12 protein-coding genes are annotated in these 14,136 nt (G+C 71.2%); 11 read left to right on the top strand and 1 reads right to left on the bottom strand.

All coding sequences use genetic code 11. The annotated features are described in order from the left end of the window. The 10 genes from B3S45_RS07865 (at position 1) to B3S45_RS07910 (ending at position 11,955) form a co-directional block, all read left to right on the top strand. Positions 1 to 2,340, top strand: a complete 2,340-nt coding sequence (locus B3S45_RS07865; protein WP_286718738.1) for a glycosyl hydrolase family 95 catalytic domain-containing protein — start codon at positions 1 to 3, stop codon at positions 2,338 to 2,340. Continuing rightward, the gene (gene yicI, locus B3S45_RS07870) at positions 2,337 to 4,568 is read left to right on the top strand and encodes an alpha-xylosidase (RefSeq protein ID WP_286718740.1); all 2,232 of its coding nucleotides are present in this window, start codon (positions 2,337 to 2,339) and stop codon (positions 4,566 to 4,568) included. The genes B3S45_RS07865 and yicI overlap by 4 nt, the downstream gene beginning before the upstream one ends. Beyond that, positions 4,565 to 5,998 (top strand): GH1 family beta-glucosidase, encoded by a 1,434-nt coding sequence (locus B3S45_RS07875; RefSeq protein ID WP_286718742.1) that lies wholly within the window; start codon positions 4,565 to 4,567, stop codon positions 5,996 to 5,998. The genes yicI and B3S45_RS07875 overlap by 4 nt, the downstream gene beginning before the upstream one ends. A 99-nt stretch (positions 5,999 to 6,097) precedes the next feature. Then, complete coding sequence (locus tag B3S45_RS07880) at positions 6,098 to 6,415, top strand: hypothetical protein (RefSeq protein WP_071043957.1); 318 nt, start codon at positions 6,098 to 6,100, stop codon at positions 6,413 to 6,415. A gap of 82 nt (positions 6,416 to 6,497) precedes the next feature. Beyond that, a complete protein-coding gene (locus B3S45_RS07885) occupies positions 6,498 to 6,788 on the top strand; it encodes a GNAT family N-acetyltransferase (RefSeq protein ID WP_071043956.1) in 291 nt (96 codons plus the stop codon). Between the two features lie 86 nt (positions 6,789 to 6,874). Then, positions 6,875 to 7,114, top strand: coding sequence for a hypothetical protein (locus B3S45_RS07890; protein WP_286718747.1), 240 nt, complete (start codon positions 6,875 to 6,877; stop codon positions 7,112 to 7,114). Beyond that, the gene (locus tag B3S45_RS07895; RefSeq protein ID WP_286718749.1) at positions 7,111 to 7,557 is read left to right on the top strand and encodes a hypothetical protein; all 447 of its coding nucleotides are present in this window, start codon (positions 7,111 to 7,113) and stop codon (positions 7,555 to 7,557) included. The genes B3S45_RS07890 and B3S45_RS07895 overlap by 4 nt, the downstream gene beginning before the upstream one ends. A 48-nt stretch (positions 7,558 to 7,605) precedes the next feature. Next, on the top strand, positions 7,606 to 8,760 hold the full coding sequence (locus B3S45_RS07900) for an exonuclease SbcCD subunit D (protein WP_286718751.1): 1,155 nt from the start codon (positions 7,606 to 7,608) through the stop codon (positions 8,758 to 8,760). Then, positions 8,757 to 11,753: an AAA family ATPase gene (locus B3S45_RS07905; protein WP_286718753.1), complete on the top strand. Its 2,997-nt coding sequence runs from the start codon at positions 8,757 to 8,759 to the stop codon at positions 11,751 to 11,753. The genes B3S45_RS07900 and B3S45_RS07905 overlap by 4 nt, the downstream gene beginning before the upstream one ends. A gap of 28 nt (positions 11,754 to 11,781) precedes the next feature. Continuing rightward, entirely contained in the window at positions 11,782 to 11,955 is a 174-nt protein-coding gene (locus B3S45_RS07910; protein WP_176759383.1) for a hypothetical protein, read from the top strand. A 10-nt stretch (positions 11,956 to 11,965) separates the two neighbouring features. On the opposite strand, the gene B3S45_RS07915 is transcribed toward B3S45_RS07910, so the two are convergent. Next, positions 11,966 to 13,423 (bottom strand): phytoene desaturase family protein, encoded by a 1,458-nt coding sequence (locus B3S45_RS07915; RefSeq protein ID WP_286718756.1) that lies wholly within the window; start codon positions 13,421 to 13,423, stop codon positions 11,966 to 11,968. Positions 13,424 to 13,531: 108 nt separating this feature from the next. Between B3S45_RS07915 and B3S45_RS07920 the strand changes: the two genes are divergently transcribed. Next, positions 13,532 to 14,110, top strand: coding sequence for a hypothetical protein (locus B3S45_RS07920; RefSeq protein WP_286718759.1), 579 nt, complete (start codon positions 13,532 to 13,534; stop codon positions 14,108 to 14,110). The last annotated feature ends 26 nt before the right edge of the window (positions 14,111 to 14,136 follow it).

Here is a 14,136-nt window from a genome sequence, read left to right on the forward strand (position 1 = left end):
ATGACGGTGCTGAGATACACCACGGCGAGCGATACCTGGCTCGACCGTCTCCCGCTGGGGGACGGTCGAGTCGGCGTGATGGTCGGTGCCGACGCGTCCGCGCGTCGCCTCGGTCTGAACGAGGCGACCGCGTGGTCCGGAGGCCTCGCCAGTGCTGACCGCGACCTCGTCGACCCGGCGTCGGCGGCAGAAGCGCTCGCCGCGGCGAGGGCTGCCGTCTCGGCGGAAGATCCACAGCGCGCGGAGACCGCGATGCGGGCACTCCAGCACGGCTACGCTCAGGCGTTCCTGCCTGTTGGAGAAGTGACGATCACGACCGCCGGGCATCCTGATCGGTCCCCGGAGATCATCCGCGAGCTGGACCTCGACACCGCCGTGCACGTATGCCGCGCCGAGGGCGTCACCGCGACGTCCATCGTGTCGTGGCACAGCGGCCTCATCGTTCACCGGGAGTCGTACGCGCGGCCGACGGACGCCGTGGTCTCCTTCGACACGCCACTTCGCCGCGTCGAAGAGGAAAGCGCGGGCGCCCGCGCCGTCGTCGTGCTGGACCTTCCCGCCGATGTCGCCCCCACGCACGAGCCCGACGCGCCGGCCGTCACCTGGGAGGCCGATGACGTGTCGACGGGCACCGTCGTTGTGATCGTCGACGTCGAACATGACGGGGCCGCCCGTTGGTCCGGCGGCGATCTCGTCGTGTCCGGTGCGAACCGTCTTGACATCCGCATCGCGTTGACCACGACGATCCGAGGCGTCGCGGCCCCTCCGGAACCTCGCGAGAAGGCCCGATCGCGCGCGGAGGTTCTCCTCGCTGTCGCCGACTCGCGTGAGGCGATCGACCGGCACGAACATGCGTTCCGCGCCTCCGCTTCGAACTTCGACTTTGAGCTCGCCGGCGACCTCAAAGTCATCGGCGACCCGCACCGGGCCATCATCGAAGCCGAGCGACGCGACGTACTCCCAACGGGCGTCCTGTCGGCCCTCATCTCCTACGGTGTGTATCTGCTTCGGTGCGCGAGCACCGAGACGGGGCCCCCGGCCAATCTCCAGGGCATCTGGAATGCCCAGATGCAGCCGCCGTGGTCCTCGGCATACACCCTCAACATCAATCTGCCGATGAACTACTGGGCGGCCGAGAGTGTGGGGCTCTCGGGTCCCCATACGGCGCTCCTCAACCTCATCGAAGGCCTCGCGAACCGCGGACGTGACACCGCCCGGCGGCTCTACGGGATCGAGGGCTGGGTCTCCCACCACAACACGGATCTGTGGGCGTACACGCTGCCGACGGCAGGTGATGCGGCCTGGTCGCACTGGCCCCTCGGCGGGGCCTGGCTGGTGCGGCAGTTCGATGAACAGCGTCGCCACGGGGCCATGACGCCCGAGGTTCGCGCCCGTTTCCGGCCGATCGCGCGCGAGTGCGCCAGATTCCTCCTCGGATGGCTCCGCACCGATGCGACCGGAGCGGCGACCACGTCGCCCTCGACGTCGCCGGAGAACCGCTACCTCGTGGAAGGCAGGCCGGCCGCGCTGACCGAAGGCTCGGCCCTGGACCTCGCCCTCATCCGAGAGGTGCTCCGCCTCGTGATCGATCTCGCCGACGACGCCGGTGAGCCGGAAGATCCGGTGGCAGCCGCCGCCCGGGAGGCCCTCCCGCGGCTGGCTCCCGCGCGTGTGCAGGCCGACGGACGCATCCTCGAATGGGGGTCGGAGGTGGAAGACGAGGACCGCGCCCACCGCCACCTCTCTCACCTCTACGAGTGGTACCCCGGCGACGGGGGCAGGGACGACCTCCATGCCGCCGTGGCGCACACGCTGGACACGCGCGGCGACGATTCCACGGGGTGGTCCCTCGCATGGAAGATCGCGCTCCGCGCACGACTGGGTGACGCCGCGGCCGTCTCGCGCCTCCTGCGATTGGCCATGCGTGCCGCTTCGCCCGAGGGCGGGCACCGCGGCGGTCTCTATCCCAATCTCTTCGCCGCGCACCCGCCGTACCAGATCGACGGCAACTTCGGTCTGGTCAGCGGCGTGCTGGAGGCACTCGTGCAGAGTCACCGCCTCGGCCGGATCGACCTCCTGCCCGCCCTGCCGGCCGAGATGGGTACCGGCCGGGTGCGCGGCTTGATCGCCCGGCCGGGCATCCGTCTCGACCTCGACTGGTGCGATGGCGAGCCCGTCGCTCTGACCCTGGAGGCGGTCAAGCCGTCAACGGCCGGTCCGGTCACGATCGCGCACGGCAGTCGTCGCGCGGTAATTGATGTGCCCGCCCGTGGGGTGATCGAGGTCCCCCTCCCCCTTCCCCTTCCCCCGACGACACCCATCGACAGGAGTACCGCGTGAAGTTCACCGACGGGTTCTGGCAGCTGCGACCCGGCGTCACCGCCCTGTACGCCCAGGAGGCGTACGACATCTGGCACACGGCCGACACGGCCGACGGCGAGGGATTGGTGGTCACTGCGCCGACGGCGCGCATCGCCAAGCGCGGCGACACGCTCAACCGGGCGGTGCTCACGACCACCCTGTCCTCGCCGATGGAGGGTGTCGTACGGGTACGCATCGCCCACCATGACGGCGGCGCCTGGCACGGCGGATTCGAGCTTCCCGGCGCGACCGGCGCCGGGAAGGCATCCCTCGACGAGTCGGGCGGCGTGCTGGAAACGGGCGCGCTGACGGCCCGCATCACCTCTGGTGCGCCGTGGGACCTCTCCTTCGAGGTCGACGGACGCCGCGTGACCGGCAGCGGACACAAGGCGCAGGGATACGTGCAGCTGAGCGAGGATGCACAGGTCGATCCCGGGATCGTCGGCGACGCGCGCACGGGCACGACCGTGCCCCGCGGCGGCGCTTATGTACACGAGCAGCTCGACCTCGGCGTCGGTGAGCTCGTCTACGGGCTCGGAGAGCGGTTCGGTCCGCTCGTGAAGAACGGGCAGAGCGTCGACGTGTGGAACGCCGACGGCGGCACCTCGAGCGAGCAGGCCTACAAGAACGTCCCGTTCCACCTCTCCAGTCGTGGCTACGGCGTTCTCGTGAACGACTCCGGACACGTCTCCTACGAGATCGGCTCGGAGGCCGTCGAGCGCGTGCAGTTCTCCGTCGCGGGGGAGGTGCTGGAGTACTTCGTCATCGCCGGTCCGACCCCGAAAGACGTGCTCTCGCGCTACACCGCGCTCACCGGGCGGCCCCCCGTGGTGCCCGCGTGGTCTTACGGGCTCTGGCTGTCGACGAGCTTCACCACCGACTACGACGAGGCGACGGTGACGTCGTTCATCGACGAGATGTCCCGGCGCGACCTGCCGGTGTCGGTGTTCCACTTCGACTGCTTCTGGATGCGCGAATTCAACTGGTGCGACTTCGAATGGGACCCGCGCGTGTTCCCCGAGCCCGACGCCATGCTGCAGCGCCTCCACGAGAAGGACCTGCGCGTGAGCGTGTGGATCAACCCCTACATCGGCCAGCGCTCACCGCTGTTCCGCGAGGCCGCCGACCAGGGATTCCTGGTCACACGGCCGGATGGGTCGGTGTGGCAGTGGGACATGTGGCAGGCAGGCATGGCGCTGGTCGACTTCACGAACCCCCATGCGACCGCGTGGTACCAGTCGCACCTGCGCCGACTCGTCGAGCAGGGAGTCGACTGCTTCAAGACCGACTTCGGCGAGCGCATCCCCACCGACGTGGTGTACTTCGACGGCTCCGACCCGTCGCGCATGCACAACCTCTACACCCACCTGTTCAACGCCGCGGTCCACGAAGTGCTCGTCGATGCTCGGGGAGAGGGTGACGCCGTGCTGTTCGCCCGTTCGGCGACGGCCGGCGGGCAGACCATGCCGGTGCACTGGGGCGGCGACTCCACCTCGACGTATGCGTCGATGGCCGAGACCCTCCGCGGCGGCCTCTCGCTCGCGGCCAGCGGGTTCGCGTTCTGGAGCCACGACATCGGCGGCTTCGAGGGCACCCCGGATGCGGGGGTCTTCAAGCGCTGGACCGCATTCGGGCTCCTGGGGAGCCACTCCCGCTTCCACGGGTCGCAGTCCTACCGGGTGCCGTGGCAGTTCGACGAAGAGGCGGTGGATGTCACGCGCATCTTCACCAAGCTCAAGATGCGTCTCATGCCGTACCTGTTCCAGCAGGGCGTCGACGCGGCGGCCACCGGCGTGCCCGTCATGCGCCCGATGATGATGGAGTTCCCCGACGATCCCGCCGTCGCCTACCTCGACCGGCAGTACATGCTCGGCTCCGAGCTGCTCGTCGCGCCGGTGTTCAGCGCCGAGGGTGAGGTGGAGTTCTATCTCCCCGCCGGCACCTGGACGAACCTGCTCACGGGAGACGAAGTCGAGGGCGGGCGTTGGCGCCGTGAAACCCACGGGTTCGACTCGCTGCCGCTCTATGCCCGGCCGGGTGCGGTGATCCCGTGGGGCGCGCGCGACGACCGGCCGGACTACGACTACCGGGAAGGACTGCGGCTGCGCGTGTTCCCGGGCGGCGAGGGCACCCGTACGGTGACCGTCACCACCCCGGACGGGCAGCGCGCATCCTTCGACATCGATCTCGACGAGGTGACCCGATGAGCATTGGCAACTCCGACTACCGCGACTCCGGACTGGTCTTCCCCGAAGGCTTCGTCTTCGGCTCTGCCACGGCGTCGTACCAGGTGGAGGGCGGCTTCGACGAAGGCGGTCGAGGACCCTCGATCTGGGACACCTTCAGCAAGACCCCCGGAAACGTCTGGAACGGCGACACCGGCGACGTCGCGTGCGATCACTATCACTGCTGGGAGCACGACCTCGATCTCATGAAGGATCTCGGGCTCGGTGCGTACCGCTTCTCGATCGCCTGGCCGCGCATCCAGCCGACCGGCACGGGTGCGCCGAATCAGGCGGGCATCGACTTCTACTCCCGGCTCGTCGACGGTCTGCTCGAGCGCGACATCCGCCCCGTGGCGACGCTGTACCACTGGGACCTGCCGCAGGCTCTCGAAGACGCCGGTGGGTGGCCGGCCCGCGCGACCGCCGACGCGTTCGAGCAGTACGCGGCCATCATGGGCGCCGCGCTCGGCGACCGCGTCCACACCTGGACCACCCTCAACGAGCCGTGGTGCTCGGCCTACCTCGGATACGGCCAGGGCGGCCACGCACCCGGACGCCGGGAGCCGGCATCCGCCCTCGCCGCGGTGCACCACCTGAACCTCGCCCACGGGCGGGCCGTGTCGGCACTGCGCGAGACCTCGACCGGCGACCCGCAGTACTCGGTGACGCTGAACTTCCACGTGCTGCGCGGACGCGGCGATCGCGCCGATGAGGCGATCCGACGGGTGGATGCGCTCGCCAACCGCGCCTTCACCGGTCCCATGCTGCGTGGAGAATATGCGCCGGATCTTCTCGAGGACACCGCAGCGGTCACCGACTGGTCGTTCGTGCTCGACGGCGATCTCGCGCAGATCAATCAGCCGATCGACGTGCTCGGCGTCAACTACTACTCCACGGTGACCGTGCAGATGTGGGACGGGGTCTCGGAGCGGCAGCAGAACGACGGCCACAAGGCCGCCGGCGGCGGCACGGCGTGGCCGGGCAGCGACACGTCGGTGGAGTTCCTCGAGCAGGCCGGGCCGTACACCGCGATGGGCTGGAACATCGCCCCCGACGGCCTGGAGGAGCTGCTCGCATCACTGTCGCACCAGTTCCCGGACCAGCCCCTCATGGTCACCGAGAACGGCGCGGCGTTCGACGACGTCGTCGCCGCCGCCGACGGATCGGTGCCCGATCCGGAGCGACTGGACTACCTGCGCCGGCACTTCACGGCGGCGCACCGCGCGCTGCAGCGGGGCGTCGACCTGCGCGGCTACTTCGTGTGGTCGCTGCTGGACAACTTCGAGTGGGGCTACGGATACGCCAAGCGCTTCGGCATCGTGCGGGTCGACTTCGACACCCTCGAACGCACGGTGAAGGATTCCGGACACTGGTATCGCCGGCTCGCGACCACCGGCGTGCTGCCCGAGTGACCACGATGCCCGGGTGAAACGGGGCGTTGGGCGGGCGTGTCAACCCCGTGACCGCGCGCCTCGACGGCGCGAAGCTGGAGTCGACGGAAGGAGACCCGCATGAGCGAGAACGACGAGAAGAAGGCGTCCGGCGACGACGTCGACCACGTGGCGGTCGGCATCGGCGTGATCGGCGGACACGACATCGGCGAGGCGCCGACCGAATCGGGGTCTGCGGGCGCCGACGATGTCTCGGAGGCCGGGGGCGACGTCGACGACGTGGCGAGCATCGTCGCGCAGGTGCGTTCGGATTCCGGCGACGCCTCGCGCGAAGAGGTCGCGCAGACCCTCCGCGAGCGGTTGGGACAGGCCGGCCAGGATCTGTCCGACGAGGAGGTCGACCGGCTGGTCTCGCAGGTGACGACCGGAGACGGGTGACCCCCGGCGCGCAATCTGCGCGCGCGATGCGAGCCGAGCGTGTTCCGGCGCCGCCGGCCCGCGGCAGGCGTACGCTATCGCCGTGACAGACCTGCGCTTCACCCGACAGAACGACGCTTCGCGCTACACGCTGCACCGCGGCGACGACCTCGTCAGCGTGCTCGACTACCGCGACGACGGCCGGACCGTCGCCCTGACGCGCGCCTACACCGTGCCGACGTTCCGCGGGCACGGGTACGCGGCCGAGATCGTCGAGCGCGCGGTGGATGACATCGAGAGCACGGGGGACCGCCGCGTGAGTCCGGTCTGCTGGTACGTCGCCGACTGGTTCGCCGCGCACCCGGCCCGCGCGGGCATCCTGCAGCCGCGCTGACGCCTACCCGGCCCGCGCCTGCCGGTCAAGCCCTCGAGACGCATCCGAGGCACCCGTCACGCTGAAGGGAGACGGAAGGAGTCGGCATGGATGAGGAACGCGACCTGCCGGAAGGCGTGATCGACGCGGATCCCGCGGGCGGGTGGGAGAGCGGCGCCGTGGCCGACGGCGAAACCGCCGAGGCCGACCGCGAAGCCACGGGCAGCCCGGACCTGACACTCGAGCACCAGGAACCCGACCCGGGTGTCGACGTCGGACCGGTCGAGGGCGCGCAGCCCGGCACCGATCCCGACCTCGCCCCCGACGACGCGGAGGAGACCTCGTGAGCACCAGCGGAAACGAGTTCGACGAACCGGGCGTGAACTATCCCGATCGCCGAGACGCGGAAGACGCGAACGACACGACCACCTCGACCGGTGAGGCCGACACCCGGAGCAGCGATTCGCCCTCACCGGCGGGTGCGACACCGGACGGTCACCACTACGGGCACGATGGCGGACGCGACACGATGACCGTCGATCAGGCGCAGCGCTCCGGTGCTCTCGACGAGCGCGGCGAGCAGTCCCGCCCCGCGATGTCGGAGAACAACGCATCCGCGTCGGAGAAGCTCGACGGGCTCGTCGAGCAGATGCGCGCCGATCTCGCCGGAGAGCCGCTCGCAGCCGTCGAGCATGCCGTGCGCGGCCGCGTCGCGCAAGCCGGCCTCGACGTCTCCGACGCCGACATCGCCGCTCTCTCCCGGCGGATCGCGAGCGACACCGAGGTCTGAGCGGAGCGCCTCGACGACCGTGTCGGAGGGTCGATCTACCCTGTCGGCATGCGCATCCTGCACACCTCCGACTGGCACATCGGGCGATCCTTCCACGGTCACTCGACGCTCGATGCGCTGCGCGGCGTGCTGGAGCACCTCGTCGAGCAGGTGCGCGAGCATGACGTCGACGTCGTGATCGTCGCCGGTGACGTGTTCGATTCCGCGGCACCGGCGGCGGCGTGCTACACGCTCCTCAGCGACGCGCTGCGCGGCCTCGCCGACACCGGCGCGAACGTGATCGTCACCAGCGGCAACCACGACTCGGCGGCACGCCTCGGATTCCAGGCGGGGCTCCTGCGTGAGGGCATCCACGTGCTCACCGACCCGCTGACACTCGACGACCCCGTCGTGATCGACGATGCGGACGGACCCGTGCGCTTCTACGGCATCCCGTACCTCGAACCGGGCATCGTCCGCCACGTGTGGCCGGGCGCCGTGATGCGCACGCAGGCCGATGCCATCGACCATGCCATGACCCTCGTGCGGGCCGACCTGCAGGAGCATCCGGCACGCAGCGTCGTGATCTCGCACTGCTTCACCGCCGGCGTCGAGGCGACTCCGGGCGTAGAGCGCGAGATCCGCCAGGGGAGCCTCGATGTGGTGCCGCTGTCGAGCTTCGACGGCGTCGACTACGTCGCCCTGGGCCACATCCACGGCCGGCAGCAGCTCGCGCCCACGGTGCGCTACGCCGGGGCGCCGCTGCATTACAGCTTCGGTGAGGGGGCGAAGCCGCGCGGATCGTGGCTCATCGACATGGATGCCGCGGGCGAGGTCGCGGCGACGTGGCTCGACCTTCCGATCCCGCGCCGTCTGGTGACCCTTCGTGCGACGTTCGACGAGCTGCTCGAGGCGGAGGACTACGAGGTCCACGTCGACGACTGGGTGTGCGCGCAGTACACCGACGCCACGCCGCAGATCGACGCGATGCGCCGCCTGCTCGCCCGCTTCCCGTTCTGCGCGACGGTCATGCACACTCCGGCGACACCGGCCGCGGATGCCTCCGGCGGATACGCGCGCCGGGTGCGCGCGGTGCGCAGCGACGCGGAACTCGTCGACGCCTTCCTCGCGCACGTGCGCGACGGCGAGGGCGCGAGCGAGCTCGAGCACGAGCTCATCCGCGACATCATCGACCAGCGCAGCCTCGCGGAGGCGACGGCGTGAGACTGCACCGTCTCGAACTCGAGGGGTTCGGGCCGTTCCGCGACCGCCAGGTGGTCGACTTCGACGCCTACGAGGGCGACGGCATCTTCCTCATCACCGGCAGAACCGGTGCCGGCAAGTCGAGCGTGCTCGACGGCGTGTGCTTCGCGCTCTACGGCTCGGCCCCGCGCTACGACGGCGCCGAGAAGCGACTGCGCAGCGACCACTGCGCTCCCGAGGATCCGACCCGCGTGAGCGTGGAGTTCACCGTCGGCGATCGCCGATGGAGGGTCACCCGATCCCCGGAATACCAGCGGCCGAAGAAGCGCGGCGAGGGCTTCACGACGCTCGCTCCCGACGCGCACCTCGACGAGTACGTCGAGGGCGAGTGGATCGGGCGGCAGCGGGGTCCCCGCAACGTCGCGCTCGAGCTCGACGAGATCGTGGGGCTCAGCCAGCAGCAGTTCCTCCAGGTCATCCTGCTCGCCCAGAACCGCTTCGCGGAGTTCCTGCTCGCCAAGAACGACGAGCGGCAACGGCTGCTGCGAACGCTCTTCGGCACGAAGACCTACGAGGACTATCAGAATGCGCTCGAGCAGCGCCGCCGAGACGGCGAACGTGCGCTGTCGACGGCGCTCGAGACGGCCGTCGTGCTCCTCGACGAAGCCGAGCGCGTCGCCGACGAACTGTGGCGCGATGACGACATCGACGGCGCCGAGGCGACCGACGTCGCGGCGCGATCGGCGCTCGCCGCGCGCGCGCAGGCCCGTCTGGACTACCGTGCCGATGCGCTCGTGCGCGAGCGCGACGACGCCGACGCCGCGCACCGCGCTGCCGAGGCCGCGCACACGGCCCGTCGTGGGTTGCGGGAACGCCACGATGCGCGTACACGATCGCGGCAGGCGCTCGTGCACCTCGAGGCACGTGCGCAGGAGATCGCCGACCAGCGGCACCGCCGCGATCGAGCCGCGGCCGCGGAAGCGCTGCGTGCCTCGATCGACGCCGCCGACGCGGCGCACCGGACCGCGGCGGCGGCCGCAGCCGCGTGGCGCGGTGCGCAGGGTGAGTGGGCTCGGCTGGGTGAGGCGGAGGCCGACGACGCCGGCCTCGCGGCGATCATCGAGCAGTGCACGGGAGAGATCGCCGTCGCGGAGAGCGCCGCGGATGACGAGACGGCCCTCCCCGGGCTCGTCGCGCGCCTCACCACCGCGCGCGAGCGCCTCGACGAGCTCGACGGGCTCCTCACGACGATCGACGCGGGCCGGGCCGAACTGCCGGTGCGTCTCGCGCAACTCGAGGCCGATCTGGCGGCCGCGACCGAAGCGGCCGGGGCACGCGACGCCCTCGCCGAGCGGCGCGCGGCGATCGCTGCGCGCCTCGATTCCGCCGCCACCCTCGATCGACGCGCCGCCGACCTTCGCGCCGCAGAGGCCGCTCACGCCGACGCGCTGGGCCTGCTCGAATCGGCCACCGCCGCCGTGCGAGCGCTGCTGCGACGCCGTCTCGACGGTCATGCCGGAGAGCTCGCCGCCGGCCTTGTCGCGGGTGAGCCCTGCGCCGTGTGCGGGTCACGTGAGCATCCGGCTCCCGCGGTCGGTGCCGACGAGCCCGTGAGCGACGAGGACATCGCCGCGGCGGAGACGCGTCACGCGACGGCCCTCGACGCCGAGCGCGACGCCGCGACGGCTGCATCGGATGCGCGGGCAGCCGTCGCCGAGGTGCGCGGCGCGGTCGGCGACGCCACCGTCGACTCGCTCACCGCGGATCTCGAACGCGCCGACCTTGGCCTGGGCCTGGCCGAAGCGGCCGACACGCGACGTCGCGAGTTGTCCGAGCAGCGCCGCGGCCTCGTGGAAGCCGACGCGCAGGCGGCGGCCGAGCGAGAGCTGCTCGCCGCGGATGCGGTGGCACGGCGGCAGGAGATCGCCGTCGCCGACCGGGAGCTGGCGCAGACGCGCAGACGCGTCGACGCCGCCCGGGGCGAGCACGACAGCGTCGCGTCGCGACTGGCCGCCGCGCGCCGGCGGCGCAGCGCGGCCGAGGCGCTGCGCACGGCCTCGCGCGAGCACCTCGCGAGCGTCGACGCCGAGTCGGTCGCTTGTCGCGACCTCGATGGCCGGCTCACTGACAGCGGCTTCGAGTCGGCCGACGATGCCCGTGCGGCGCTGCTGCCGGCATCGGAGCGTCGAAACCTCGACGCGGCCGTGACGGATCACGAGGTGCAGCTGCGGAGCGAGCGCGACCGACTCCGCGAGTTGGAACTCGAACTCGCCGGCGTCGGCGACGAACCGATCGACACCGACGAGACCGCGGCCGCCCTCGGCCAGGCGCGAGACCGATGGAGCGCGGCCGTCGACGCGGCGGCCGCCGCGACGCAGCGCCGGGAGCGGCTGGCCGATCTCCGCGCCCGTGCCGGCGAGGCACTCACGGCCACGTCGGATCTGGCGCAGGAGCAGGCGCTGATCGCGCGGCTCGCGAACACCGTGGCGGGCCGCGCCCCCAATACCCACCGCATGTCGCTCGAATCCTTCGTGCTCGCCGCCGAGCTGGAGGAGATCGTCGAGGCGGCCAACCTGCGCCTGTCCGACATGTCATCGGGACGCTACACGCTCCGGCACAGCGATGCCGTCGCGGCCCGCGGCGCATCCAGCGGTCTCGGCCTCACGGTGCTCGATGCACACACCGGACAGGCCCGTCCCGCGCAGTCGCTGTCCGGCGGGGAGACCTTCCTCGCCTCGCTGGCTCTCGCGCTCGGTCTCGCCGAAGTGGTCACGTCCCGCTCGGGCGGGGTCCGCCTGGACACCCTCTTCATCGACGAGGGCTTCGGTTCCCTCGACGCCGAGACGCTCGACCTCGCGATGCGCACGCTCGACGAGCTCCGCCAGGGCGGACGCACCGTGGGCCTCATCAGCCATGTCGCGGCCATGAAGGAGCAGATCCCCGCGCAGCTGATCGTGGAAGCCACCCGCGAGGGGCCCAGCACGCTGCGGCAGGGTGTGGCCTCGATCACGTGATGCGGCTCCCGGCACGTAGGCTGGGGACATGACGAAAAGCACGATCTGGACCATTCTCGGCGTCATCGCGGCGGTGGTCATCGCCTGGATCCTCGTCGAGTTCGTCTTCACGGCGATCGTCTTCTTGTTCAAGCTCGTCATCGTCGCGATCGTGGCGCTCGTCGTCTTCTTCCTCCTCCGCGCCGCCTTCTCGCGGTCTTAGGACTTCGCGGTCAGCAGAAGAGATCGTCGAGCGAGACCGGCACACCGGTTCGATCGGTGAGCGCCTGGCGGGCGGCGCGCCATCCGGGCATGCCCGTCACCCCGGGACCCGGCGGAGTCGACGCCGACGCGAGGTACACGCCGGGCATCGGTGTGCGCCACGGCGTGCGTGAGACGACCGGGCGCCGCACCGCCTGTGTCAGGGTGAACGCGCCGCCGAGGATGTCGCCGTCGATGTCCGACGGGTTCAAGCGGGAGCGCTGGGCGGCCGTCACCGCATGCGAGGCCCGCACGCGGCGACGGAACCCCGGCGCGAACCGCTCGACCTGTCGGGCCACCAGCTCCGTCGGATCGAGCGTCGACGCCGGCGGCACGTGGATGTAGGCCCACAGCACGTGCGTGCCGTCCGGGGCCCGCGAGGGGTCGACCACGGTGGGCTGCACGGCGAGCACGTACGGATGCCCGGGGATCCGGCCGGCTGCCACCGCGTTCTCGCCCGCCTCGACCTCTGCCCGTGTGCCGCCGAGATGCACCGTGGGGGCGCGTTCGACGTCGGCCGCCGCCCATGGCACGGGGCCGTCCAGAGCGAAATCGACCTTCGCGGCCGCCGACCCGTGCCGGTAGGCGCGGATCGCGCGGGCATAGCGGTCGGGGATGTCCGGGTGGGTCAGCAGCAGCCGCGGGGCGGTGTCCAGCAGCAGCAGGTCGCCGGCGCCCGGGTCGCCCCAATCCAGGTCGGCGAGGCTTCGCACGTGAGACCCCGTCTCGACGCTGCCGCCGTGTGCTCTCAGGTCGTCCACGAGCGCGTCGGCGATGCGCTGTGCTCCACCGCGCGGGAGAGACCACCCTTCGGGGGCGTGTGCGTGCGCGGCGAGGAACAATCCGGAAGCGGCGGCGGCCAGGGAAGGGAGAGGGGTGTTCCCGTGCGCGAGCACGCCCGCGAGCAGAGCCTGGACGTCGTCGGAGAACGCCGTCCGCCCGGCCCTCGTGCCCGTCAGAAGCATCCTCGCTCCGAACCCCGCCATCACGAGGGGATGACGCGGCACCCGCAGGAGCTGGTCGCCGGTGACCGCCACCAGCTCGTGGATGCGACGGGACAACGGCTCGATCAGCCTGCGGTAGGCGGCACCTCCGGCTCCGAGACCGTCCACCGTGCGGTCGAGGTCATGCCACGCGATCGCCGCCCGTCCGCCGTCGAGCGGCTGCGCGTAGGAGGCCTCGGGCGTGATCCACTCGATGCGCTCGCTGAGCCCGAACGCGCGGAAGAACGGCGAGCTTCGCGCCGCCGGATGCACCGCCGATCCGACGTCGTGCCGCACCCCGGGCAGGGTGAGGCCGGCCGTGCGCACGCCGCCGCCGATGGAGCTCGAGGCCTCGAGCACGTGGACGTCGTAGCCGGCGCGCGCGAGCGAGACCGCCGCGGCGAGCCCGTTCGGGCCGCTGCCCACGACCGTCGCACGCCTCGCCATGGCCCCAGTGTGGCACTGCTCCGAAGGGGCGATCTCTCCCACGCGCCGGAGACGGTTCCTTCGCGCGACTCGGCGCGGCAGGATGGAGGCATCGAGCGAGGAGGTCTCATGGAATCGGTGGTCCTGGATGCGCCGGAGGGGATCGCGATGCGACTGGGCTGGCACCCGGCGATGAGCGAGCACCACCGCAAGCGCGCCCTCGCACGGGAGATCGTCGCCGATCACCTGGGTCTGGAGCCGAAGAAGGTGCGCGTCGAGCGCGAGGCGCCGGCGCAGTTCGGCTTCCACACGCAGCTCATCGCCGAGGTCGACGGGGCCGACGTGCCGCTCGGCATCCGGAACGCGAACTTCCGTGCCGCGACGGTCGTCGCCGTCGCCGACCCCGCGGTGCCGCTGGGACTGGACCTTCGCGACAACCGGCCCGACGACGTGACGCTGCACGAGATGCAGCGTCACTCCCATCTCTTCGATGAGAACGACGTCGAGGCCCTGGTGCGGCACTGGACCCGCGTGCAGGCCGTCCGCGACGCGGACGGACGCGGAACCCGCGTCCGCGGCGAGCACGTGCGTCTGGACGCGCCCCAGACGAGGGGGTGGATTCCCGACCGGCGGGTGCACTACCAGCTGGCGGACCTCTCCCGTGACGGCTGGATCATCACCCTCGCCTACGGAGCCCTCCCGGCCTGACATCGCGCCGCCTGACACTCGCTGCA

Source organism: Microbacterium sp. UBA1612 (assembly GCF_002321605.1).
Classification (GTDB): domain Bacteria; phylum Actinomycetota; class Actinomycetes; order Actinomycetales; family Microbacteriaceae; genus Microbacterium; species Microbacterium luteum.